This is a genomic window from Pedobacter sp. AC402, from assembly GCF_979252805.1.
The window spans coordinates 632,025-655,921 of sequence record NZ_CEEDAI010000011.1; the positions used below are offsets into that span (position 1 = coordinate 632,025).

General features: G+C 38.1%; 22 protein-coding genes. 8 read left to right on the plus strand and 14 right to left on the minus strand.

Annotated features, from left to right (window positions below; translation table 11 throughout):
• Positions 1 to 131: 131 nt before the first annotated feature.
• From AC0IWE_RS21740 to AC0IWE_RS21750, 3 genes are all read right to left on the minus strand, one after another.
• Complete coding sequence (locus AC0IWE_RS21740; RefSeq protein ID WP_471794701.1) at positions 132 to 845, minus strand: hypothetical protein; 714 nt, start codon at positions 843 to 845, stop codon at positions 132 to 134.
• Between the two features lie 165 nt (positions 846 to 1,010).
• Entirely contained in the window at positions 1,011 to 3,323 is a 2,313-nt protein-coding gene (locus AC0IWE_RS21745) for a TonB-dependent receptor (RefSeq protein ID WP_471794702.1), read from the minus strand.
• A gap of 110 nt (positions 3,324 to 3,433) precedes the next feature.
• A complete protein-coding gene (locus AC0IWE_RS21750; protein ID WP_471794703.1) occupies positions 3,434 to 3,766 on the minus strand; it encodes a hypothetical protein in 333 nt (110 codons plus the stop codon).
• Positions 3,767 to 3,924: 158 nt separating this feature from the next.
• Here AC0IWE_RS21750 and AC0IWE_RS21755 point away from each other — a divergent pair, with 158 nt between their 5' ends.
• Together AC0IWE_RS21755 and AC0IWE_RS21760 are read left to right on the plus strand one after the other, a co-directional pair.
• Positions 3,925 to 4,497 carry a TlpA family protein disulfide reductase gene (locus AC0IWE_RS21755; protein WP_471794704.1) on the plus strand — a complete coding sequence of 191 codons (573 nt, stop codon included), beginning with the start codon at positions 3,925 to 3,927 and terminating at the stop codon, positions 4,495 to 4,497.
• 115 nt (positions 4,498 to 4,612) lie between these two features.
• On the plus strand, positions 4,613 to 5,671 hold the full coding sequence (locus tag AC0IWE_RS21760; RefSeq protein ID WP_055909543.1) for a nucleoid-associated protein: 1,059 nt from the start codon (positions 4,613 to 4,615) through the stop codon (positions 5,669 to 5,671).
• Between the two features lie 175 nt (positions 5,672 to 5,846).
• Here the strand turns inward: AC0IWE_RS21760 and AC0IWE_RS21765 are convergent, their stop codons facing one another.
• The 6 genes from AC0IWE_RS21765 to AC0IWE_RS21790 all read right to left on the minus strand — a co-directional run bounded on the left by AC0IWE_RS21765 (position 5,847) and on the right by AC0IWE_RS21790 (position 11,988).
• The gene (locus AC0IWE_RS21765; protein WP_471794705.1) at positions 5,847 to 7,193 is read right to left on the minus strand and encodes a DUF58 domain-containing protein; all 1,347 of its coding nucleotides are present in this window, start codon (positions 7,191 to 7,193) and stop codon (positions 5,847 to 5,849) included.
• Between the two features lie 83 nt (positions 7,194 to 7,276).
• Positions 7,277 to 8,254, minus strand: coding sequence for an AAA family ATPase (locus tag AC0IWE_RS21770; RefSeq protein WP_055909306.1), 978 nt, complete (start codon positions 8,252 to 8,254; stop codon positions 7,277 to 7,279).
• On the minus strand, positions 8,235 to 9,425 hold the full coding sequence (locus AC0IWE_RS21775) for a DUF4350 domain-containing protein (RefSeq protein WP_471794706.1): 1,191 nt from the start codon (positions 9,423 to 9,425) through the stop codon (positions 8,235 to 8,237). The genes AC0IWE_RS21770 and AC0IWE_RS21775 overlap by 20 nt, the downstream gene beginning before the upstream one ends.
• A complete protein-coding gene (locus AC0IWE_RS21780) occupies positions 9,422 to 10,150 on the minus strand; it encodes a DUF4129 domain-containing protein (RefSeq protein WP_471794707.1) in 729 nt (242 codons plus the stop codon). Before AC0IWE_RS21780 ends, AC0IWE_RS21775 begins: the two co-directional genes overlap by 4 nt.
• A gap of 1 nt (position 10,151) precedes the next feature.
• A complete protein-coding gene (locus AC0IWE_RS21785; protein ID WP_471794708.1) occupies positions 10,152 to 11,033 on the minus strand; it encodes a hypothetical protein in 882 nt (293 codons plus the stop codon).
• Position 11,034: 1 nt separating this feature from the next.
• Positions 11,035 to 11,988: a stage II sporulation protein M gene (locus AC0IWE_RS21790; RefSeq protein WP_471794709.1), complete on the minus strand. Its 954-nt coding sequence runs from the start codon at positions 11,986 to 11,988 to the stop codon at positions 11,035 to 11,037.
• A gap of 186 nt (positions 11,989 to 12,174) precedes the next feature.
• On the opposite strand from AC0IWE_RS21790, the gene AC0IWE_RS21795 reads away from it, so the two are divergent.
• Positions 12,175 to 12,918 carry an RDD family protein gene (locus AC0IWE_RS21795; protein ID WP_471794710.1) on the plus strand — a complete coding sequence of 248 codons (744 nt, stop codon included), beginning with the start codon at positions 12,175 to 12,177 and terminating at the stop codon, positions 12,916 to 12,918.
• Here the strand turns inward: AC0IWE_RS21795 and AC0IWE_RS21800 are convergent.
• From AC0IWE_RS21800 to AC0IWE_RS21820, 5 genes are all read right to left on the minus strand, one after another.
• Complete coding sequence (locus tag AC0IWE_RS21800; protein WP_471794711.1) at positions 12,915 to 13,241, minus strand: DUF2752 domain-containing protein; 327 nt, start codon at positions 13,239 to 13,241, stop codon at positions 12,915 to 12,917. The genes AC0IWE_RS21795 and AC0IWE_RS21800 overlap by 4 nt on opposite strands.
• 6 nt (positions 13,242 to 13,247) lie before the next feature.
• A complete protein-coding gene (locus AC0IWE_RS21805; protein WP_471794712.1) occupies positions 13,248 to 13,757 on the minus strand; it encodes a DUF5684 domain-containing protein in 510 nt (169 codons plus the stop codon).
• A gap of 88 nt (positions 13,758 to 13,845) precedes the next feature.
• A complete protein-coding gene (locus AC0IWE_RS21810; RefSeq protein ID WP_471794713.1) occupies positions 13,846 to 14,571 on the minus strand; it encodes an SGNH/GDSL hydrolase family protein in 726 nt (241 codons plus the stop codon).
• 216 nt (positions 14,572 to 14,787) lie between these two features.
• The gene (gene lipB, locus AC0IWE_RS21815) at positions 14,788 to 15,516 is read right to left on the minus strand and encodes a lipoyl(octanoyl) transferase LipB (protein WP_471794714.1); all 729 of its coding nucleotides are present in this window, start codon (positions 15,514 to 15,516) and stop codon (positions 14,788 to 14,790) included.
• Between the two features lie 10 nt (positions 15,517 to 15,526).
• A complete protein-coding gene (locus AC0IWE_RS21820; RefSeq protein ID WP_471794715.1) occupies positions 15,527 to 16,174 on the minus strand; it encodes a 4'-phosphopantetheinyl transferase family protein in 648 nt (215 codons plus the stop codon).
• Positions 16,175 to 16,245: 71 nt separating this feature from the next.
• On the opposite strand from AC0IWE_RS21820, the gene dcd reads away from it, so the two are divergent.
• The 5 genes from dcd to purD all read left to right on the plus strand — a co-directional run bounded on the left by dcd (position 16,246) and on the right by purD (position 23,801).
• Positions 16,246 to 16,782 (plus strand): dCTP deaminase, encoded by a 537-nt coding sequence (gene dcd, locus AC0IWE_RS21825; RefSeq protein WP_055909269.1) that lies wholly within the window; start codon positions 16,246 to 16,248, stop codon positions 16,780 to 16,782.
• Between the two features lie 1,114 nt (positions 16,783 to 17,896).
• Positions 17,897 to 20,587: a carboxypeptidase-like regulatory domain-containing protein gene (locus AC0IWE_RS21830; protein ID WP_471794716.1), complete on the plus strand. Its 2,691-nt coding sequence runs from the start codon at positions 17,897 to 17,899 to the stop codon at positions 20,585 to 20,587.
• 97 nt (positions 20,588 to 20,684) lie between these two features.
• Positions 20,685 to 21,446 (plus strand): enoyl-CoA hydratase/isomerase family protein, encoded by a 762-nt coding sequence (locus AC0IWE_RS21835; protein ID WP_055909261.1) that lies wholly within the window; start codon positions 20,685 to 20,687, stop codon positions 21,444 to 21,446.
• Between the two features lie 102 nt (positions 21,447 to 21,548).
• Positions 21,549 to 22,430 carry an SDR family oxidoreductase gene (locus AC0IWE_RS21840; RefSeq protein WP_471794717.1) on the plus strand — a complete coding sequence of 294 codons (882 nt, stop codon included), beginning with the start codon at positions 21,549 to 21,551 and terminating at the stop codon, positions 22,428 to 22,430.
• Between the two features lie 99 nt (positions 22,431 to 22,529).
• Positions 22,530 to 23,801: a phosphoribosylamine--glycine ligase gene (gene purD / locus AC0IWE_RS21845; RefSeq protein ID WP_471794718.1), complete on the plus strand. Its 1,272-nt coding sequence runs from the start codon at positions 22,530 to 22,532 to the stop codon at positions 23,799 to 23,801.
• The last annotated feature ends 96 nt before the right edge of the window (positions 23,802 to 23,897 follow it).

Genomic DNA, 23,897 nt, shown 5'->3' on the forward strand with positions numbered 1-23,897 from the left:
AATGTCTACTAACCCCAATCCTTTTTGAAGAAGCAATCTTAAAACTTGAGCTTATAGCAAGAGTTTTAAGATTGCTTTCTACTTCACAATGTGAACATTTTTCGAGATAAGCTACTTATTGCTGTGGTTCCTTAATAGAAAAATTTACTGGCATTTAAAATCGCTTTATCGTTATCCTGTAAAATACAGTTTGGATAAATCGTATAACCCGTCCACATTAAGGCCTGAGGATTTTCATTTGCTGGATGCGGCATCCCGAAAGCATGCCCCAATTCGTGGCCGGCACCACCAATCCATCTCGGAACAGCTTCGGTCATTTGTCCGGTTAATCCTTTAAGGTCATTTTCTGGCATGGCCGTAAAACCTGCTGCGCCTGCACCAGTTGTTCCTGCTGCATCTACATAGATTAAATAAATGTATTTTGTTTCATCATAACTGCTTCCAAGTAAAGCTTTAGCATCATTTTTTGCATTAGAATAGAAATAAAATTGTGCATCACCTGTATTACCATTTTGTGCATTAAACCATGCGGCAGGATGCGAACTCTGCATCGTTTCTACCAGTATATTGCCATTTATATGAAAAGTTTTGTTGCTGCCCAATGTATTTTTATACCATGTTGTTAATTGAGTAATGCAGTTTCCGGCAGCATCTGTATATGCTTTATTTAGTGATCGATCTGATGGAACGATATAAATTACCCTCACACTTAAATTTGCCGGACTTGGATTTGGCCCTGTGAAAGTTGGGTTTTCAGGATCCATTTCGTCACTATTTTTAGAACAGGATATTAAACAAAATAGTATCAGTAGGCCTAATGCAAAGGTTTTAAAAGATGTTTTCATAGTAGGTTTTATTGGTTAACGATTGGTTTTATCTACTCTACTAACAGTCAATTGCTTAGATATGTTTGTTTTGTGATTTTACATGCTTTAAGGGAAACAAAAAAAAGCGCGACTAATCTTATCGATCAGTCGCGCTTTTGTTATTGAAGATTTTGCTGGTTTAAATTATTTTACCAGGGTAAAAGGAACATAAAGTCCGAATGTGATATTTCTTCCAGTGTTATAAACTCCTAAATTTGGGTTTTCCTGGTCAAAACGACCTGGTTTAAACCTGCTTAAAGCATCATAATATTTCTGATTTAACAAGTTGTTGGCTGATACCGATAATTTTACAGGTTGCTTGCCTAAATTAAATGTAGCACCAATGCCAGCATTTAACAATGTATAACCACTTGTGGGGGTTTCAAAAACATCATCAACACGGGTTTGCTTAAATGCAGAGTTAATACCAACCGATAGGTAAGCATCATTTGTTCCTTTAAGTTTAGGTTCAAAACGTAACTCATTTCTCAATGTTCCGGCAGGAATAAATGAAAGGGGCCTGTTTAAAGTATTGTTTTGAGCGTGTACATATCCAAATGTATTTTCGAAATGGATAAATGGAACCGGGTGAATGGTTAAACTTGCTTCAGCACCGTAAAGATTTGCATTTACCTGTCCGTAGCGGTAAACATCGAAAAGTGTACCGTCAACCTCGCGCTGTTCGCCATTATTTGATGCATAAATGTAGTTGTGGATGTAATTATTATAAATGCTGGCACTTGCACTAACAATTTTCCCTTCATATTCTAAGGCTGCATCTATTTGGTAACTGCGTTCAGGACTTAAGGCCGAATTACCAATTTCGTATCTAAAAGTACCTTCATGCACACCGTTAGATCCTAACTCAGCAGGATTTGGGGCACGAAACGCACTTCCAGCATTGGCCTTAAAGTTAAGTTCATCGTTAAACTGGTGCGTAAAACCCAGAGCGCCACTCACATTGGAAAATCTATTTTTAAATGGTGCAAAAAGTTCTTCTCCATCATCGAGTAGTTGTTTTCCGTTGTTTTTTCTAAAATCGTAACGTGCACCGATGCTGAAAGTATTGTTTTCCCAGTTTTTCTTTGCAAAGGCGAAAACACCCAATCCAAACGTATCATACGCCGGAATTAAAAATTCTGTTCCTTTGTTTTGGCTATGGGCATCATCTATACTTAGGCCAAATACAGGTTGCCATCCATTGGTTTCGTGGATATAGTATTTTAAATCTGCATTGTAGGTTTTTAGGTCAAAAAATAAAGCTGGATCTGGACCATCCAACTCACGGCGTTGGTTTTGCTGATACCCAAAATCGGCTTTCAAGTTGCCATTTCCAATTATGAAATTGTTGTTTAAAGCAATTTTGTAGTGGCGGATATCCTGACGCGGATATGCTAAAGTGCGGCTTTTATTGTCGTCATTGGTAAATGGGCTGCCATCTTCTTTAACAAAATTTCCATTGTCATCAAGCGTTGGCTCATAAAAACCAATGTTGTTGCGGAAACTTGAAACGTTTAAATGTGTGTATCCCCAACTTTTATTTAAGCCTACCATACCACTTAAGTCGGTTTCATTAAAACCAGAGTTAGGAAAATACCCTGTTGGTGTTTTAAAAGAATAAGCATTTTTATAGGTTCCGCGAGCTCTCCAAACAAAGCCGTTTTCGTTGCCATTCAACATTAAAGAGTTGGCGCTTAAGCCATTGTTGGTTGAGTAATTGGTTATAAATTCACCTCTTATCTGTCCTTCAGGCGCAGAACTTGGCTCCAGTAAATTAATTACCCCTCCAAGTGCGTCAGAACCATACATTAATGAAGCTGCGCCACGTAAAACCTCCACACGGTCTGATTTAAACTGATCGATTTCAATACCATGTTCATCACCCCACTGCTGTCCCTGTTGTTTAATTCCGTCATCCAAAGTTACAATTCTGTTGTAACCTAAGCCCCTGATTACGGGTTTGGAAATGGATGGGCCGGTGGTAATTTGTGATACACCGGGAATTTTGGTCAGGGCATCGATTAAGTTGGTAGAAGGCTGAAGCAACTGATCTTTACCGATAACTGCCGAAGAAGCGCTATTTCGTTTACTTGTACTGCTGATTAAACTTCCGGTAATTACAATTTCCTTCGTTTCAATTGCGGTAGGTTGCAGCGCAAACTCCAATCCACCCGCATCGGCCAAATTTACTACTTTGGTTGCGGTTTTATAACCAACATAATGCACTTCTACTAAATAACTTCCTTTGGTTGGAAGGTTATTAATGACAAACTCGCCCTCATTATTGGTAACGGCTGTAACTTTTAAATCGGGTATAAAAATGGTTGCACCAGGCAGTGTTTGTTTGGTACTGGCATCTATAACCTTACCTTTTATATCTTTCAGTACTGCAGCAAAAACGGTGCTGCTCAATAATGTATATAGAATTACCAAGCCAATAAGCTGTAATTTTTTCATGTTTTGTGTGTAAATAAAAATGATGGAAAGCCAAGACAATAGCTTGAATAAAGCATGTTTTAGTTTTTCTTATAAATAATTGGTTCAGCGCGAATGCGCTACAAGAAAAATTAAGCTAAAGGGGGGCCGCGTAAGCAAGTACGCTTAATTTCGGTAAAGGCATTTTTTAATGTAGGCTCAGTACGGCTGAAAATTTTTGCCGATAAGAAAATCCTGTAAATGTGATGGGTTTGCACATAATTTTTCTCAAAGCTGGCATTACAGATTAAACAGGTATCGCCGTGCGACTGCACATGACTAACATGTTTACAATGCGCTTCTTTCGGAACAATTGGTGCTGCCGGATGATGATGAAGCACACTCCAGGGAGTTAAGGCAATAGCAAATACGATCAGCATCAATGCCGACAGGTATTTCTTAATGTTTTGCTTGTGCTTTTTCAACAGTCCAAAAGTAGTAAATCCTAAGCAATTATATATATTTACAAAGTAACATTGTATTTATGATGTTATGACTGACGGTTTTACTAAAAGTTTAAAAGGAATTTAACCAATTGTAATATGTTCGCTTTATGGTTTGCATCAAATAAAATTGACTAATAATGAGGTTTGTTAGAAAGAACATTTTAAATGCTTTGTTTATCATTACCCTTTTGGTAATTGTTTTTGTGCCTGATGCAAAAGCTTTTTTCATTAAAGGATTAATAGAAGTAGGATTTTATAAGCCTGCTGTTGATGTACCGAAAGAAAACTTTACAAATCTTAACGGCATTCAGTTTAAAGATGCAAAAGGAAAAATTGTAGATCTCGGTGATTTAAAAGGAAAAGTAATTTTTATTAATTTCTGGGCAACCTGGTGCCCACCATGCAGGGCCGAAATGCCATCAATCAGCAAATTGTATAATCAGTTTAAAGATGATAGGGATGTTGTTTTTATTTTTGCCGACGCAGATGGCGACCTTGTAAAATCAACCGGGTTTATGACCGAGCGAAAATATGCCATGCCTGTTTTTAAAGTAGAAAGTAATATTCCTGAAAAGCTATTCGCCGGATCTTTGCCCACAACCGTTATTTTTGATAAACAAGGAAGATTATCTTTTAAACATGAAGGTGTGGCTAATTATGCAGATAAAAAGTTTGTTGATTTCCTTAATAAATTAAAAAACGGCAATTAATAGGTCGTTTAAATCATAATTTGAATTTTTTTGTAAAAACCAATCCAATTAGCCGGAGAATGCAATAGATTGAATGACGGAAGGGTTAATCAATGATTTTGTTATTTTTGTCCCCATGATTTCATTTTTCGAGGCTTCACTCAAGCAACTTTCCATCCACCATACAGGCAACAAACTGCTTGAAGAATATTATAAATTATCTGATGCTCCTCTAAAAATTGATGATGAAGTGTTAGGTAACCTATTGATGCAGTATTTCTTAAAGCCTTTCGAAAAGGTAAATGAAGTTTACCGTTTTTACCATCCTAACGATAATTTAGAACTTAATGAAGTGTTCCATTTTGTTCACGAAATTTTTGAGAACAACGAACTTTTTCATGAAGATTCACAGCAATTGGCTAAACATCTTTATGATGTTGCCAACCATCCGAAAATTAAATCAGGAGAGTTGTATGTTGCTTATTTCGAAAAAGTGCAGATAGAAGGAGAGCAACTGGATGTTGTAGGCGTTTTTAAATCTGAGACGAAGGATACTTATTTAAAAGTTTTTCCGGAGCAGGATGGCTTTAACGTTAGCTACGAACAGGAAGCGATTAGCATTAACAAGCTGGATAAAGGCTGTTTGATTTTTAATGTAGATAGAGAAGAAGGTTATAAAGTTGTGGTACTGGATCAATCGAAAAGCAGCAACGATTCTGCTGTTTACTGGAAAGATGAATTTTTAAAGCTGAAGATCAGAAACGATAGCTATAACCAAACCAATAATGTTTTAGGCGTTTATAAAAACTTCGTCACACAGAAGCTGGATGATGATTACGAAATCAGTAAAGCAGATAAAATTGACCTGCTGAACCGCTCGATGAAGTATTTTAAGGAAAAAGAAACCTTCGATATTGAAGAGTTCGGTAATGAGGTAATTGGTAATGCGGAGGGGATCGAATCGTTTAAAAACTACAAGAAAAATTACGAGCAGGAATTTGAAAGTCCGATTGCTGATAATTTTGAAATTGCAGAATCTGCCGTTAAAAAACAGGCGCGTGCCTATAAAAGCGTGTTAAAGCTGGATAAAAACTTCCACATTTACATACATGGCAATAAAGATATGATAGAAAAAGGTTACGATGATGATAAATCGATGAACTTTTATAAGGTGTATTTTAGGGAAGAGGAATAGAGGGTTTTTTGAGTTTGGGAGTTTGGGGTTTGGGGTTTTGAGTTGCCTGGTATGGTTCAGTAGAGCACATCGCCCCCATATTGTCGGTTTTTGTGCCTACAGACAAAATAAAATGCAAGGTTTAAGCATGTTTCAGTGGAGCATCTCCTCCAAACTCATCACTCCAAGCGCCAAACTAAATCCGCTGTTGTGCCTTTAATGCCAAATACTGATTAATTACATTAACCGTTAATTTTTGTGGAGGCGTAAGAATAGCTAGAATGCCATTTTTGTTAAGCTCTTTAACCATTAACTTTTTCTCATAAATAAATTTCTCTGCAATTGTTTTGTGATAAATACCTTCAACATCTTTTGCAGGTTCAGTGCTTAATTCTTTAAGTTCAGTATTTTCGAAAAATACAACCACCAACAAATGGTATCTGGCAATCCTTTTCAGGTAGGGCAATTGCCTTTGCAGTGCCGATAAGCTTTCAAAATTGGTAAAGAAAACCAGTAGTCCGCGTTGTTTTACTACCGAGCGCACGGCTGAATATAAGGCTTCTAGGTTACTCTCCAGGTACCGTGTTTTTTCTTTAAAAAGCACATTCATAATAGTGCCCAGCTGTGATGCCTTACGGTCTGCAGGAACAACCGATCCGATATTTTCAGCTATTGTAATTAAGCCGGCCTTATCTTCTTTAAGCATTGCCACTTTCGAAAGTGCTACAGTAGCATTTATGGCATAATCAAGCAAACTTAACCCTTCAAAAGGCATGCGCATTACACGCGATTTATCAATAACGCAATAAATATTCTGCGATTTCTCGTCTGTATAAGTATTTACCATTAAACCGCCTTTTCTGGCAGTAGCTTTCCAGTTTATGGTGCGTATATCATCACCTCCTACGTAATTTTTAATCTGATCAAACTCGCTGCTCTGGCCAATTTTCCTGATTTTTTTTATGCCAAATTCAGTTAAATAGCGTGATACAGCCATCAATTCGTATTGCCCAAGGTTGATAAAGGATGGGAATACAGGTAGAATTTTTGAACCATCAAAATTATAGCGGCGATTAATTAAACCCAGTGGTGAACCAATATAAGTTCTGATAAATCCAAAATCATACTCCCCACGTTTGGTTGGACGCAAATTATAATGAATTGACTTGATTTCTGCAGGTTTTAAATGAAGTTTAAAATCTTTATCACGTAACTGAAACTGGAAAGGAACCTCATCAATTACTCTTGCTTTTATGCCAAATCCATAATGATTTTTAATCTCAATCTGTACCGGGTTTTCATCGCCGTTGCTTAAACGTTTTGAGGTGAATCTTTTTGCTTCTATACCTTCGATATTCTGGTAAAGAATAAAAATATCGGTAAAAAACAAAATAATTACTGTTCCTGTTGCAATTTCAGGAATATCGCTTAGCCAGGCAAAAAAGAATTTCAGCAGAAAAAGCACAATGCAAAACCCCAAGGCCATAAATAACCGGTTGGTTAGGAACAGATTGCTATAATATTGCTGAAAGAATTTTTTCAATGTTGTTTAATCGGCTAATTGTTTTAACTGGATAATTGCTGCGGCTAAATACCACTTAAGGTTTCAAGCTCTGGTATTCAAAACTATCTTGGTACTTCAATTTTTTTAATAATCTGGTTAACAATATCAGTTGTGGTTAATCCCTCCATTTCTTTCTCTGGTGATAACAATATCCTGTGGGCAAGCACCGGGCCTGCAACAGCAATAATATCTTCAGGGGTAACAAAATCTCTGTCTTGGATGGCTGCAAAAGCTTTAGCACTATGTACAATGGCTAATGATGCCCTTGGCGATGCACCTAAATAAAGCGATGAATTATTACGGGTTTCGTTTACAATTTTTGCAATAAACTCTAAAAGTTTAGGCTCCACAAATAAATTACGGATAATGGCCCTAGCTTCCTGTATTTGCTGAACAGATAATACTGGTTTTACTTCACTTAAAAGTGTTTTATTTACCAAAGTGTGCTGAGCCATCAGAATGGCCGTTTCCTCCTCTAATGAAGGATATTTTACTTCTATTTTAAATAAAAACCTATCCAATTGTGCCTCTGGCAAACGATAAGTCCCTTCCTGTTCTATTGGGTTTTGTGTGGCCAATACCATAAACGGCTCATCCATGATATAGGTTTGGCCATCAATAGTAACCTGACGTTCTTCCATCACCTCGAATAAGGCCGATTGCGTTTTTGCAGGTGCACGGTTAATCTCATCAACCAAAATAATATTGCCAAAAATCGGACCTTTTCTAAATTCGAAATCTCCTGTTTTAGTATTAAAAATGGGTGTGCCCAAAACATCTGATGGCATTAAATCAGGTGTAAACTGAACCCTCGAAAACTGTGCATCGATCGATTTTGCGAGCAATTTGGCACTTAACGTTTTTGCCACACCGGGTACACCCTCAATTAAAATATGTCCATCGGCAAGCAAACCAACAATTAGGAAGTCGATAACCTGTTTTTGGCCTACAATAATATTTCCAAGTACGTTTCTTATCTGATTCACCGCCGCATTGAGTGCGCTTAAATCGGTACGTGGGTTAAACTGTTCTTGTTCCATTGCTTTGCGTATTTTTATAAAACTGTTCTATGCTTTCGTTTAAATTAATCAATTGTGTATCGCTCAATTCGCTCATTTTTGGCGTTTGAATAAAATGTTTGGTCAATGTTTTGGCCAGGGACTCATTAATGCCTGTTTTTTCCATTAACAATTGAGCAAAGTTGCTGTCGATCTCATTGGTTTTTAAGTAGTACCTTGTTCTTAAATACTCCATAAAATAATTTATTTTCTTTAAGCCAATATCCAGGTTATTCCGTTCGTGGTAATATACACTTCCCACTACATTAACAAATGCCAGCGAAGAATTGATAAAAGGATCTGCTATCGGAATAATTCTTTGCCTGCGTTTAATATCGTAGAGCACAAAAAGAATCAGGCTAAAAATGGCCAGGTAATAGGCAAACTCAAGTTCGGGATGTTTAAAAAATACCCTAAGCATATCGGTTGTGGTATTTTTTTGGACAGAAAAATATTCGTCGAAAATAACCTGCTTGCTGCCATGTAGATAACTTAAAGTTTTTGCGGCATATTCTGCACCATATTTATTCAACAGGTTAAAATTGGTGTAAAATCCAGGTTCTGCAATCAGGTAAAGATTGCCTTTGCCATAACTGTAACGGATAAAGTTAGGTCTGCCTTTACCGTTTACACCAAGTATAGTGGTTTTGCTGCTATCTAACTTGCTAAAATACTGACTGCCTATGCCTCGTTCAAAGCCATAGTTGGCTTCGGTTTTTAAATTTGGATTAGTGAAATTCAGGTTATTACCTTCAGCCGTCATCGAGGTAGAAGTTTGTATCTTAAGGTCTTTTTCCAAATTACCTAAATCGTAACTGGCAATAAATACATCGTTTCCGGCCTGCATGTATTTAACCATCTGGCCGAAATCGGTTTTGCTGATCTCTGCCTTTTGAGCAACAATTAAATAGGCTGTTTTATTCAGTTTTTTTCCTTTTAAGGTATTGTAAATGGCAATTTTTGATAGCTGAACATCTGCTGAGGGTAAAATATCTTTAATTCTATTGTACAAAATAAAAGTTCCGTAAGGAATTTTATCTTTTGTAGCATAAGTTGGGGCCCAGTTAGTGGGCGTAGGCTTATTATATTGCGCAACCAGGTAAGCAATGATGAGGAAAGCACCAATAATCAGGTATATTTTGTAGCCTTTCATTTAATCTGCCTGTTAAACTGGTTAAACGATTGATTTATAGGTTCGAATTTTACTTCATCAATAGGGAAATCGCCATACCAGATGTAATCGAACTGCAGGGTAAGTCTGCTGAAATCGTTTCTAAGTTCCGGTTTGCTAATCTCCATCAGGTAATTGTAATTCGTTTTATCGGGCTGCCACTGAATTATTTCGGCATCGCTGAGTTGTTTTAACGCACGGAGATACAAAAGCCTAACGGCCAAACGGAATTTTCTTTCGGCAACCAACCTTTGCAATTCCTGGTCGTAATCAATTTCATGAATATTTTCTGTAATCACATCGTAAGGCAGTATGGTTGCTTTTGATTTCTTCCTAAAAATATTCTCGGCACCAATGATCTTAATTACAATGTATAAAATTAATGCAACGCCCAATCCGATAAAAATATACCGCGAAAATGGGTTTGATGATGCACCTTGAAACAAATCACCTATCAAACGCCAAAACCACATCCAAAATTTATCCCAAAGCGACAATTGTTGCTGGCCTATCTCATCGTATTGAAATTCTTTTTGCGCCTTATAATCACTAATGGCATCTTTATCAAATTTTGATGGCGTAATTTTGGTGCTGTCTACCTCAACGATCAAAGATTTTGCTTTCGGCTTAATAGCTTGCGCATTGCTGATTACCGGAATAAAAAACAACAGAAAAACAAGAAAATATCGGATTACAGCACGTTGCATTTTAATATTCTTCAGGTCGGGTATCTATTGGTTTTTCTGTATTGCCAAAATTTGCAATCCGCTCCATCAATCCGGTACTTTCTTTCTGTTCTACCAAACTAAAATAAGCCAGCGAAATGGTGATGATGGGTATAATGGTAAATACCTGACACAGCGATTGTAGCACCGTGGTAATCATGGTAAGGGTTAGCGACATGTGCGGTGTTTTATGTGTAAACATCCCGATCATATTAAACAAACTGGTAGGCAAAATAACCATACTCATGCAGGCATAAACAATAATCCATACCACGATTAGTGTTCCAAAAGTAATCCAGAAGTTATCCTTAATAATTTTGAAGCTTCTGCTAAATGAATAACTTAAAGAGCCGTTTTCAATTACCATAATAGGAAACATCATGGCAATGAAAGGAAATAGCCAAAAGCCGGGTATCAGGCAGAACATAAAAGCAACACACAACATGATGATCAATAGAAGAGAGCTGCCAAAAATTCGGAAGAAATAGTATTTAAAATATCCCCAAACCTCATCTATGGTAGGCGTTTGATTGCCTTTTTGCACATAAATAGCAATATAAGAGAGTATGGCTACACTCATACTTGCATAAGTGGCCAAAGAAAATAAGATAGATAAGAAATATTCTATTCCGTATAAACGCCCAAAAGCTAATCCGCTTGTACCCGTTCCATTACCGAAAGTATTGATGATGTTTACCATTTTATATTGTTGCAACAACATGGTTAGCATACTTGCCAGAACAAATAAGCCACAAAACGTAAAATACACTTTGATTAATGGCTTAAAATTTTGGCGCATAAAGGTAAAAGTATCATTAATCACCTGTCCGAAATCTCTTCTTTTCTTAAATTCAATTGCTGCCATTTTAATCTAGTGATTGTTGTTTATTGTAAATTTTAATAGGGTAGATAAATACATACCAAATGATAAAAGCTGCGGATGATAACAGGATCGAAATGCTTAGCCATAGGGGCATTCCGGTATGCCGTGTAACAAAGCTTTCGAAAAATGCAGCAACGATAAAAATAGGGATCAAACCGATCACGATTTTTAAACCATCTTTTGCTCCTTTGAGTACAGATGCCATTCGGGTATAGGTTTTAGGAAATAAAAAACTATTGCCCAATATCAATCCTGCGGCTCCTGCCAAAACGATTGCCGATATTTCTAATGTTCCATGGATCCAGATTACCAGTACCGATTGAAAACCTAAGCCTCTGCTAAAAAAGAAATATTGAAAAGACCCGAGCATTATGCCATTTCTAAATAGTGAAACTATCGAGCCAAATGAAAAAATGATACCCAGAACAAAAGTATATAAGGCAACATAAATATTGTTTACCCCAATTTGGAAAAACATCATAAACTCATTTTCTTGCTTGTATACACCAAAAGGATCGCCTTTTGCAATATTTTCATTGGTCATATTTACATAACCATCGCCCATAATCAGGCGTACAAAAGTATCGTCGTACTTGGCTGATAAAGCACCAATTGCACACGAAATCAGAAAGAATGCCAGCGCGTAGTATATTTGTTTGCGGTGTTGTAAAAAAATTAAAGGGAGTTCGGTTTTCCAGAAATGAATAAACCGGTTCGATTTCTCTTTTTTGTTTTTATAAACTGATTGATGCAGTTTGGAAGCCAAACCGTTTAAATAAGCTGTGGTTTTAGAATTGGGATAAAATGTTTTTGAGTAAGCAAGGTCGTTGGTTATTTCTATAAACTGATTGGCAACTTCATCAGGATTGGCCTGTTGCATGGAATCGTAATTTTGCCACTTCTCCGAATTCTGTTTAACAAATAATGCTTCTCTCATTTAAGGCGTTACCAAATCTTGGGTTAAAATAGTTAATTTTTTGTGGAAATGAAATTTACATTGTTTCTCATCCCGAAACTTTTTTAATGCAGATGCAATAATTGGCGGAAATATAAGAAATCATTAGTTGAAAATAATTTAAGATCGATATACAGCAATTATCTTTAAAAAAAATTATGTTTGAATATGGATAGCATCAAAATTAGCACCGCTCAAAATATTGATATTGATTACGAAATTGCCGGATTGGGAGAACGCATAGCTGCCCGTTGCATAGATTTGGCCGGGTTTTTAGTTATTGCGGTTATTACCATGGTGGTGATGGGGGCAGCCCAAATGGCAATGTCGGGTAGTGCTGCAATGGTTGTTTTTTTTATATTTCTAGCCATTTTTGCTTTCTACGATCTGGTATGTGAAATTACAATGGATGGCCAGACTTTAGGAAAAAAAATATTAAAAATAAAAGTAATTAGTTTAGATGGATCCCAACCCACTTTAGGTCAGTATGTTTTTAGGTGGCTATTCAGGATGATTGATTTTGGTTTCCCTTTTGGTTGGGGCGTGGTTGCACTGGTTTCAGTAGCGGTAACCAAAAACCACCAGAGAGTGGGCGATATACTGGCCAAAACCACTTTAATTAAAACAAAGCCCAGAACAGAATTTACCAATGTAGCCTTTAGCTTTAATTTGCCAGAAGAGTACAACGCGCAGTTTAAAGAGGTTTTGCATTTAAATGATAGGGATATTGAGTTAATTCATGAGGTATTAACAGGTTACTATCAAACAGGAAATGCCGATTTAATTTATGCCATGGCCGCTAAAACCAAAGCACATATTCTGGCAACCGTCCCATCTGGAATGAATGAATTACAATTTTTAGAAACGGTGTTAAAAGATTATAATCACTTAACCGCTAATATGAACGTTTAGCTGAGAAACATTTTGTGCAGGTAGCTAATCATTACAAAATTGCCAACAGTGATAACCATTATCCTGAATAGGAGTGTGCGTTGCTTAATGTTGAATTTATAAAGTATTGCCGTAGAGATAAACAGCAATAAGAGTGGGATAGTTGGTGGGTAAAGTGACCAGCTTTTTGATAGATTGCCTTGAACAAGATCAATTAAAGATCTTTGGAAGCCACAACCCGGACAATCAATGCCTGTTAAAGCTTTAAATGGGCAGGCTATTAAATGATTTTGCAGCCAATCAACAAAGTTGATTAAGCTGCAAAATATAAATATGATAAACATCCTGAATTAAACTACCGGTGGAGGGGTATCGTTAGGTGTATTCTGATTATCAGTTGGTTTGTTAAAAGGATTGTTTGGGCTGTTGAACGGGTTATTTGGATTGTTGAAAGGATTATTTCCAAAACCGCCGTTTTGTGCTTCTGCAGCTGATGGACCTAAATACCTAGCATCGCTAAAACCCAAGATCGGCCAAAAAATGTATGGAAAGATAACTAAACCAACTGTAAAGCCTTCTGATTTGCCAAAACTTTTACTTACTAAATTATAAAGCCAAACTGCAAATACGATATTAACACAAGGTATAATTAACCATAAAATCCAGATCATTGGTTTGCCTACAATTTCTAACAAAATGATCAAGTTGTAGATAGGGATAATTGCGGCCCAGCCTGGTTTACCTGCTTTTTCAAATACTTTCCACATGCCAACAATCCACAAAACGATTATCGCAAGGTAAAAAATACCCCCAACTAAGCCAATACCTGCGGCTACTCCGCCTGATTCATACTCATTCATAATTTTAATGTTTTTAAAGGTGATTAATTTAAATAGTTGAACTAAAGTAAATTTTTTAATTTAAAAACAGAATAAATAAGCGGCTAAATTATTTCAACACATTAGCAACATTTGTGAATAAAGCACTTGCCCATTCGGCATACATTTTACCACTTGGATGCAACCCATCGTTGGCAATTAAAGAAATATCGGTAGCTGCATTTCTGGATGCTGGCGTAATGTTGGTGTAGCTAACACCTGTTGCAAGCGTTATTTCTTGATTTGCAGCGTTAAAACTATCGATTTCGCTCGCAATGGTTTGGGAGTTTCTTCCAGAATTTTTAGCAAAGGGAGTAACCCCCCAATCGGGTATGGAAACCACAAAGACTTTGCTTTTATCGCCTCCGGAAAAAGTTATCGCTGTTTGTAACAATTCTGCGAACTCTTTTTTATAAGTGTTAATCGGGTAGCCACGGTATTGATTGTTTACGCCGATTAAAAGCGTTACAAAACTATAAGTTCCTGTTAAGGCTTCTCTTTTTATGGCAGATTGCAGCTCGTCGGTAGTCCAGCCGGTAACGGCAATAATTTTAGGGTTTGCTACATTTTTGCCTTTAGCCTTGAGCAGGTTTTGCAGTTGATAAGGGAAAGATTCTGCCTGCTTAACCGCTTCTCCAATGGTGTACGAATCGCCCAGGGCCAGGTAAGTGTAATCGCCGGTTGTTGCCGGGGTTGTTGTAGGCGTACTGCTAGTAGGTTCGGTATACATGGGCTCTTTTTTTGTGCAGCCCGAAGTTAGTAAAGAAAATAAAATGATGTTCAGCAAAATTTTCATAGTTCAATCTACGAAATAGCTTTGAGCTTAGTTTTATTTCAGCGCAATGATCAGTTTTTGTCTAAAAGCAGCATCTGTAATAATCCCTGTTCTCTACCAGTACAATAGCTGCCTTTTTAGGATTCTCTTTTATGAATGTGATTATTTCATTCACATTCTGGGCAAAAGCAGCTTTCGTAGCTATAGCTAATGCAACTATTAGAATAAGCCTAACCATTAAATCAGCTTCATTTTAAAAAGATTGGCAATATGGTTTTTAAGCTTCCCTTTCACCTCTTCCATATCCGGTTGATAGCCCAATTCTTTCGCTAAAGAAGTTACGGCTTTATCATCAATACCGCATGGAACAATGTTTTTAAAGTAATCCAAATCTACATTTACATTAAATGCAAAACCGTGCATGGTAACCCAACGACTGCAACGAACGCCCATGGCGCATATTTTTCGTGCTTTATCATTGTCTGCATCCAACCAAACACCAGTATAACCCGGATAGCGGCCTGCCGGTATGCCATAATCCTGCAAAGTAAGAATAACCGCTTCTTCGAGTGTGCGGAGATATAAATGAATATCGGTAAAGAAATTATCAAGATCAAGAATAGGATAACCTACAATCTGCCCTGGTCCGTGATAGGTAATATCGCCACCACGGTTTATTTTATAATAAGTAGCCTGTTTAGCTTTTAATCCTTGCTCATCCAGCAATAAATTTTCAGGATGCCCGCTTTTGCCCAGTGTGTAAACGTGAGAGTGTTCGCAAAATACAAGGTGGTTTGGGGTAGGTTTTTGGGTATTGTTTACACGGTTATCGGTTTTAATGGCCACCGTTTTATTCAATAAATCTTCCTGTTTATCCCAGGCCTGCTGATAATCTGTTAAGCCCCAATCTGTAAACAAGGTTGGAATCAAATCTGCTGCAATTACTTTTTCATCTATTTCGTTCATCTCTGTGTGGTTAAGAATTGCTTGCTACATAGCCCAGCATATAGCCGTCTTTGGTTTTAAAATAATTTACGGCCAGCTCGCGGGTGCCGTTAGGAAGTTCAACAATTGCATTTAAAGAACCCTCGCTTTTCAGCTTAAAAGGTTTAATGTGAATATGCTGTTTAAACTCCAGTCCTTTTTTTCCGTGCCATTTATAAATTGCTTCTTTGGCACACCAGGCTACATACAGGCCATCTGTATTATCACCTATCTGTTTTTGTGCAAGTTCTAGATCACTCAAAAACTTATGTTTAATGCTTTTTATTTTATGTTTAATCAATTCTATATCCACACCAACCGGATGATCTTTGCTAATCATTACGGCAGCGTAATCGTAAGAGTGACTTAATGAAATATGGTAATCGAAATTAACAAGGTAAGGCTTGCCATGTTCATCAAACTGGCAATCTATATATTCAGTTGTATTAAGCATCGTTCTCAACAAAAGTCGGGTGCTTAACCAATGCAGCAAACGTTTTCCACTATTTAATGAAGAAATTATATCGCGTTCATGTTGCTTAAGCTGTAGTCCGGCCAACAATTCTTCCTCTGTTTCCTCAATTTTCCAAATTGCTAAAACAGAATGCTGATCAATATTTTTATTGTAAATTATTGGCATTGATTAAATTGGAGATTACATGCAAAATTATCTTAAATAAATGATAATTTAGGCCAAAAATACGTATAAAAATGATATTATCTGATAGCAGGATATTAGAAGAAATTGAGAAGGGAACAATCATCATTGAGCCTTTTAAACGCGAATGTTTAGGCACCAACTCGTATGATGTTCATTTAGGGAAATATCTGGCTACATATAAAAGCCGCGTGCTTGATGCCAAGGCTCATAATGAAATAGAACACTTTGAAATTCCGAAAGATGGATTTATCCTTCATCCGGGCACCTTATATCTGGGCGTAACAGTAGAATATACAGAAACGCACGGCCATGTTCCGTTTTTAGAAGGAAAAAGCAGTACAGGTAGGTTAGGGATCGATATCCATGCAACAGCAGGTAAAGGTGATGTTGGTTTTTGCAACACCTGGACGTTGGAAATATCGGTAGCACAGCCTGTAAAAATTTATGCCGGAATGCCGATAGGTCAATTGATTTATTTTGTTGTTGACGGTAAAATTGAAACCATGTACAATACAAAAGGTAATGCAAAATACAACAATAAAACCACAAGGCCGGTAGAAAGCATGATGTGGAAGAATAAATTCTAATGATTGTTTGTTAATTGTTTAAATCAGTTAACTGTAAATGTCAGCTTGATAAACTGTAAATTACAGGTGCCGAACTGAAAATTGGCATTTGCTCATGATTTGCCGCTGCTTATGGCAGGAAGGTTTCATGACCCTCATGATTGGTCGCTGCTTACGGCAGGAAGGTTTTATGACCCTCATAATTGGTCGCTGCTTACGGCAGGAAGGTTTTATGACCCTCATAATTGGTTACCGCTTAGGGCAGGAAGGTTTCATCACCGATAGCGCTTTTTTTATTATAAATTTGATGGGAAGCGTAATATCTGATTCAAATCAGGTATTTTTCTTTGGGAAACGAACGTTACAGCCATTTGGCGGCCAGTAGCCCCGCCGTTCGCTGTGGTCCCGATAGAAAAAATCGGGAGCCGCCGCTGCTGTCGGGTTTATGAACATGATCTGTTTTTTGAGCACTAAACCTAGTTTCTAAACCCGATTGTCGTGAATGCAGATTTTTCATCGCAGAAACAAAAGCAGGACTGGAGGTGCCAAATGCTCAGGCCCTTTCATTTCCAAATGATTAGCATAAACAACAATTTTCTTTTGGAAACGAACGTTACAGCCTTTTGGCGGCCTGTAGTCCCGCCATTCGCTGTGGTCCCGATAGAAGAAATCGGGAGCCGCCGCTGCTGTCGGGTTTATGAACAACGGGCTTTTTTTGAGCACTAAACCTGGTTTCTAAACCCGATTGTCGTGAATGCCGATTTTTCATCGGCAGAAACAAAAGCGGGACTGGAGGTGCCAAATGTTCAGGCCCTTTCATTTCCAAATGATTTGCATAAACAAGATTTTTCTTTTGGGAAATGAACATTACAGCCTTTTGGCGGCCTGTAGTCCCGCCATTCGCTGTAGTCCCGATAGAAGAAATCGGGAGCCGCCGCTACTGTCGGGTTTATGAACAACCGGTAGTGATTGCTGAGGAGCAGCCCACCCTGAATCTCCGGGGAAACAATACTATATGTGCATGCTGCTGGGCCATCAACTAAAAACTTAGAATTCAAACTAAATTTCACGGTAACTTCATAAAAGTATGCTTTAGGTTTTGTACCTTGACGCGTATTTATTTGTACCTAACCTCATGAAACCCAGAATTATTCTCGCACTCAGCTTTATTTGTTTATTAATCGGCTTTACCGCATTTAAAATGGATGATGATCCATTTAGTCAGCTTCTACAAAAATTCGATGATTATACCAGCAAATATCCCCAGGAAAAAGTTCACCTTCATTTAGATAAGCCTTATTATGCCATAGGGGATGATGTTTGGTTTAAAGCCTATGTGGTAAATACTAAAACCGGTACACCATCCAGCATCAGTAAAATTTTGTATGTAGAGCTGATAAACGAAAAAGATTCGCTTAAAAAAGTAGTTAAACTACCAATAATGGGCGGCATATCCTGGGGAGATTTTAAGCTTACCGATTCGTTAGGAGAAGGCAATTACCGCATTAGGGCGTACACCAATTATATGCGGAATTTTGGAACTGAATTCTTCTTCGATAAAACAATTAAGATCGGAAATAGCTGGGCTAACAAAGTTTTTACAAAAACAACTTACAACTTCAGTAAAGAAAACAATACCGATAAAGTGAGTGCCACCGTGCATTTCGAGGATAAGAATGGAGTAGCCTATAGTGAGAACGAAATTAGTTATGATGTGCAGTTAGATTACCGTTCGGTAGCCAAAGGGAAGGTGAAAACCAGTTTAGGCGGTGATGCAGTAATCAATTTCACCAATAATCAACCTTTTCAGAATAAATCGGGTAAGATAATTGCCACCATCACGCTTGATAACAAACAAAAAGTAGTTAAATCCATCCCGATTACTTCAACTTCAAACGATGTTGATGTGCAGTTTATGCCCGAAGGAGGAACACTCGTTGAAGAACTGCCACAAAAGGTGGCCATAAAGGCTGTTAATGCAAGCGGACATGGAGAAGATGTAGAAGGAGTAATTGTTGATGAAGCAGGTGCAGAAATAACCAATTTTGCAACCAGTTATTTAGGAATGGGAAACCTGGTATTTAACAGCCAGGCAGGAAAAACATATTCTGCGAAAATTAAGTTTAAAGATGGATCGCAAAAAACCGTAAAACTTCCGGCTGCCGCTAAAAGTGGTTACACCATATCTTTAAACAGTTTGGATACTGGCAAGGTTGTACTTAAAATTATGGGCAGTGCCGATCTGGTTAATGGTGAGGAGCTAAAAGTGGTGGCACAGCATGGCGGAAATGTGTATTATGTTTCGAAAGCCAAAATGGATAAACAAGTGTTGCTGGCCAATATCCCTAAAAAAAATCTACCAACAGGTATTGTTCAGTTTACCTTATTTTCGGGCAGCAACCAGCCTATTGCCGAGCGTTTAATTTTTGTAAATAATAAAGCCGGACTGATAGACGTTTCACTCAATTCATCAGGCGTTTCAACAGCTAAAAAAGGTAAAACCAGTTTTGCCTTTGATGCCGCCAATGAAGGGCAACCTGTTTTGGGCAGCTTTTCTGTTTCGGTTACCAACGCCAATAAGGTAACACCAGATGAAGACAATGAAACAAATATCCTAACCTCCTTATTGCTTACTTCTGATTTGATCGGATATGTAGAAAAACCCAACCATTACTTTTTAAAGGATGACCTACAAACGCAAAAAGAGCTCGACAACCTGATGCTTACCCAAGGGTGGAGAAGATTTATCTGGAAGAATATCATTAATAACATTGGCCCGAACATTACCTACAAACCCGAACAATCCATCACCATCAGTGGTACAATAACCAAGGGCAATAAGCCAGTACCCGGTGGAAAAGTAATGCTTATGGCTACCAAAGGAACGATGTATATTTTAGATACCGTAACCAATGCCGAAGGTAAGTTCGTTTTTGATAATTTGAGTTTTGGCGACAGTACAAAATTTGTGGTGCAGGCAAGAACCAAAACCGAAAGGAAATTTGTTGATATCAACCTTGATGTAGTGCCCAATCAGATTGTAACCAAAAATAAAAATGGTGCCGATGTTGAGGTGAATGTGAACAATACATTGATGAAATACATTAAAGAGAGCGACAGTTATTTTAATGAGATGACCCGTTTAGGGTTACTCGAGCGAACAATTAAGCTGGAGGAAGTAACCATTACCGAAAAGAAAAATCCTGCTAAAAATTCATCAAACCTAAACGGAGCCGGCAGGGCAGATTTTATAATGACGGCCGATCAGTTGTCTACCTGCGTTACCTTATCTCAATGTTTGCAGGGCCGTTTGCCAGGTGTAATTTTTAGAGGCAATGTGCCGTATTTAATGCGCAGTCAGGATACACCAATTCGTATTATCGTTGATGGGATGCAAATGGAGTCTGATTTTCTGGATAACGTAACGCCAACAGATGTAGAATCCATCGAGCTTTTAAAAAGCATTGGTAATACCGCAATATATGGTTCGCAAGGTGGCGGTGGGGTAATTATTATTACCACCAAACGCGGCGATGGGGGCAGAAGTACCGATCGTTATGCACCAGGAATTGTAACCTTTAATCCAAAAGGCTTTACCATATCAAGAGAATTTTATTCGCCAAAATATGATACAGAAAGTAACAGTAACAGGGCCGATTTAAGAACAACCATTTATTGGAACCCACAGGTTGTGGCCGATAAAGATGGTAAAGCAAAATTTGATTTTTACAATGCCGATGAGCCTGCACAATATCGCGTGGTAATAGAAGGAATAGATGCCTTTGGGCATTTAGGTAGAAAAGTTTACACTTATGATGTTAAATAAGGAAAAATAGATAAATTTGAATTGATATGCATGCATAATTATATTTAGCTTAAATATCATGCTAATCAATACCTATAATCTTGATACTATTTAACATATGAATACAATAAAAGTAAGTGTTAAAGACCGTTTAGCCACTATAACATTAGATAGAGGAAAATCAAACGCCTTAAACCGCGAGCTGATTACCGAATTAGACGATATGCTCAAAAACATCACCGCCGATGATAACATTGGCGGTGTAATTTTAACCGGAACAGCACCTTTCTTTTCTGCAGGTTTAGATCTGGTAGAGCTTTACAATTATAACGAAGAAGAAGCAAAATCTTTCTGGCAGTTGTTCCTTGGTTTTACAGCCAACCTGGTTTCGTTTAAAAAACCAATGGTAGCAGCAATAAGCGGGCATAGCCCTGCGGGTGGTTGCGTAATGGCTTTAGCCTGCGATTACCGTGTAATGGCCGAAGGGCAATACATTATCGGCTTAAACGAAGTTCCGGTAGGAATTATCGTTCCCAATAGTATTTTTCAGTTATACGCCTTTTGGATCGGTAAAGCCGAAGCCACAAAAAGCCTGCTTTCGGGCAAGCTTTATAACCCTGAGGAAGCTTTAAAAGTAGGTTTGGTAGATGAGCTGGTAAGGAATGAAAGTTTGTTAACCGCTGCCGAGCGAAAGATTAAAAAATTTATGGAGCTGGAAAGCAATACCTGGTCGCAAAGTAAATTAAATATCCGCGAAGAATTGATCACTGCTGTAACCGCCGATCAGTCTGCTACACTTGAGAAAATGTTGGCACAATGGTGGTCGCCGGCAACACGCCACATACTGAAAACAATTTTAGCCAACCTGCAACGGAAGTAGTTTGCAATAGTTAGTTTTCGGCTGGCAAATTCATAGTTAACCAATTAACGGTTTCAACAGTTAACCAATTTCAATAATCAACCACTAATAACCAAATACACGATGTTCAGTTATAATTCACCAATGCTTAGAGAAGACGCTTTAAAAGGAAAAACCATTGTAATTACTGGCGGTGGAACGGGACTGGGAAAAGCAATGGGTGTTTATTTCCTGAAATTAGGCGCAAACTTAGTTATCACAAGTCGCAAACAAGATGTACTGCAAAAAACCGCCGACGAAATGGAAGAAAAAACAGGTGGTAAAGTATTGGCTGTAGCTTGCGATGTGAGGGAGGTAGCACAGGTAGAAAACGTACTGGCCAAAACTTTAGAAAGATTTGGTGCGGTTGATGTTTTATTGAACAATGCTGCGGGTAATTTTATTTCGCCAACCGAACGTTTATCTGCCAACGCATTTTCATCTATTATCGATATTGTATTAAAAGGTACCGTTAACTGTACACTTACCTTTGGCAAACATTGGATTAAGGAAAAACAAACAGCAACTGTATTAAATATCATTACCACCTATGCATTTACAGGTTCAGCCTATGTGGTGCCTTCGGCCTGTGCAAAAGGTGGCGTTTTAGCATTAACCAGATCTTTAGCGGTAGAGTGGGGTAAATATGGTATCCGTACCAATGCAATTGCCCCGGGTCCGTTCCCAACCAAAGGCGCATGGGAGCGTTTATTGCCCGGCGATTTAGCCAAAAAATTCGATTTCAAAAACCGTGTACCTTTGAAAAGAGTTGGGGATCATCAGGAACTTGCCAATTTAGCTGCATTTCTGGTGAGCGATTTCTCCGGATACATTAACGGTGAGGTAATTACCATTGATGGTGGCGAATGGTTGCAGGGTGCAGGCCAGATGAACGGCTTAGAGGCAATCCCTAATGAAATGTGGGATATGCTGGAGCAAATGACGCGCAGTGCAAAAGGAAGCTAACAAAGCCTAATGCGGTTAATGGGGGGTTTAGGCCAAAAGCCGATAACATTTCAACGTTCAAAATTTCAACATTCCAACACTAATCCTATCTTTGCCAACATGAATATCTTACTTTTAGGTTCAGGCGGCAGAGAAAGCGCATTCGCTTGGAAAATGAGCCAGTCTTCGCACTGCGATAAATTGATTATTGCTCCAGGAAACGGTGGTACAGGAGCATACGGTACCAACATCAATATCAATGTAAACGATTTTGATTCGATCAAAAAAGTAGTACTCACAGAAAATATCCAGCTTGTAGTAGTAGGGCCAGAAGAGCCTTTGGTAAACGGTATTCACGATTTTTTCCTGGCCGATACAGCCATTGCACATATTCCTGTAATCGGACCAAAAAAAGAAGGCGCCATTTTAGAAGGAAGTAAAGATTTCTCTAAACAATTTATGGAACGCCATGGAATTCCTACAGCGGCTTCAAAATCTTTCACGCCAGCTACTTTAGAAGATGGTTTGGCTTATCTACAAAACCATGCTTTACCAGTAGTTTTAAAAGCCGATGGCTTGGCTGCGGGTAAAGGTGTATTAATCTGTACCGAAACCATCGAAGCACAGGAAGAATTAAAGCTGATGCTGGGTGGTAAATTTGGAGCAGCTGGCGCAACAGTTGTAATCGAACAATTTTTAAGTGGAATAGAGCTTTCGGTATTTATTTTAACAGATGGAGAAAATTACATCACACTGCCATCTGCTAAAGATTATAAACGGATCGGATTAAATGATACCGGATTAAATACAGGCGGTATGGGTTCAGTTTCTCCGGTTCCTTTTGCCACACCAGAATTTTTGGCCAAAGTAGAAGAACGCATCATTAAACCAACAGTTGAAGGATTAAAGAAAGATAATATTGATTATACTGGATTCATCTTTTTCGGATTGATTAAAGTAGGAGAAGAGCCATTTGTAATTGAGTACAATGCACGCATGGGCGATCCTGAAACCGAAAGTGTAATCCCGAGGATTGAAAATGATCTGGTTGAGCTGTTTTTAGCCACCGCAGATAAGAAACTGAACGAAGTAAATCTCGTTATTTCAGATCAAACCGCTGCTACCGTAATGATTGTGGCTGGAGGCTACCCTGGCGATTATTTGAAAGGTAAAGCCATCACCGGAATCGAAAATCTTCGCCATTCTAACGCTTTCCATGCTGGTACGCTTTTAGAAAATGATGTGGTTAAAACAAACGGTGGAAGGGTTATTGCGATTACAAGTTTACAAAAAGATTTGTTTACCGCATTACAATCAGCCACTGCAGATGCAGGTAGAATTTATTTCGACGGTAAATATTTTAGAGAAGATATCGGTTTTGATTTAATTTAAAACTAATCAGGTATATAAAAAAGAAGCCCCTCAGATCAATTGATCTGAGGGGCTTCTTTTTTATCAGTTTATTTATGCTTGTGAGCACCACCCTGG

Bases quoted from the DNA above. Each gene is read 5' to 3' on its own strand.
- AC0IWE_RS21740 (WP_471794701.1), bottom strand. From the start codon at position 845: ATGAAAACATCTTTTAAAACCTTTGCATTAGGCCTACTGATACTATTT.
- AC0IWE_RS21745 (WP_471794702.1), bottom strand. From the start codon at position 3,323: ATGAAAAAATTACAGCTTATTGGCTTGGTAATTCTATATACATTATTG.
- AC0IWE_RS21755 (WP_471794704.1), top strand. From the start codon at position 3,925: ATGAGGTTTGTTAGAAAGAACATTTTAAATGCTTTGTTTATCATTACC.
- AC0IWE_RS21760 (WP_055909543.1), top strand. From the start codon at position 4,613: ATGATTTCATTTTTCGAGGCTTCACTCAAGCAACTTTCCATCCACCAT.
- AC0IWE_RS21770 (WP_055909306.1), bottom strand. From the start codon at position 8,254: ATGGAACAAGAACAGTTTAACCCACGTACCGATTTAAGCGCACTCAAT.
- AC0IWE_RS21775 (WP_471794706.1), bottom strand. From the start codon at position 9,425: ATGAAAGGCTACAAAATATACCTGATTATTGGTGCTTTCCTCATCATT.
- AC0IWE_RS21780 (WP_471794707.1), bottom strand. From the start codon at position 10,150: ATGCAACGTGCTGTAATCCGATATTTTCTTGTTTTTCTGTTGTTTTTT.
- AC0IWE_RS21785 (WP_471794708.1), bottom strand. From the start codon at position 11,033: ATGGCAGCAATTGAATTTAAGAAAAGAAGAGATTTCGGACAGGTGATT.
- AC0IWE_RS21790 (WP_471794709.1), bottom strand. From the start codon at position 11,988: ATGAGAGAAGCATTATTTGTTAAACAGAATTCGGAGAAGTGGCAAAAT.
- AC0IWE_RS21795 (WP_471794710.1), top strand. From the start codon at position 12,175: ATGGATAGCATCAAAATTAGCACCGCTCAAAATATTGATATTGATTAC.
- AC0IWE_RS21800 (WP_471794711.1), bottom strand. From the start codon at position 13,241: ATGTTTATCATATTTATATTTTGCAGCTTAATCAACTTTGTTGATTGG.
- AC0IWE_RS21805 (WP_471794712.1), bottom strand. From the start codon at position 13,757: ATGAATGAGTATGAATCAGGCGGAGTAGCCGCAGGTATTGGCTTAGTT.
- AC0IWE_RS21810 (WP_471794713.1), bottom strand. From the start codon at position 14,571: ATGAAAATTTTGCTGAACATCATTTTATTTTCTTTACTAACTTCGGGC.
- lipB (WP_471794714.1), bottom strand. From the start codon at position 15,516: ATGAACGAAATAGATGAAAAAGTAATTGCAGCAGATTTGATTCCAACC.
- AC0IWE_RS21820 (WP_471794715.1), bottom strand. From the start codon at position 16,174: ATGCCAATAATTTACAATAAAAATATTGATCAGCATTCTGTTTTAGCA.
- dcd (WP_055909269.1), top strand. From the start codon at position 16,246: ATGATATTATCTGATAGCAGGATATTAGAAGAAATTGAGAAGGGAACA.
- AC0IWE_RS21830 (WP_471794716.1), top strand. From the start codon at position 17,897: ATGAAACCCAGAATTATTCTCGCACTCAGCTTTATTTGTTTATTAATC.
- AC0IWE_RS21835 (WP_055909261.1), top strand. From the start codon at position 20,685: ATGAATACAATAAAAGTAAGTGTTAAAGACCGTTTAGCCACTATAACA.
- AC0IWE_RS21840 (WP_471794717.1), top strand. From the start codon at position 21,549: ATGTTCAGTTATAATTCACCAATGCTTAGAGAAGACGCTTTAAAAGGA.
- purD (WP_471794718.1), top strand. From the start codon at position 22,530: ATGAATATCTTACTTTTAGGTTCAGGCGGCAGAGAAAGCGCATTCGCT.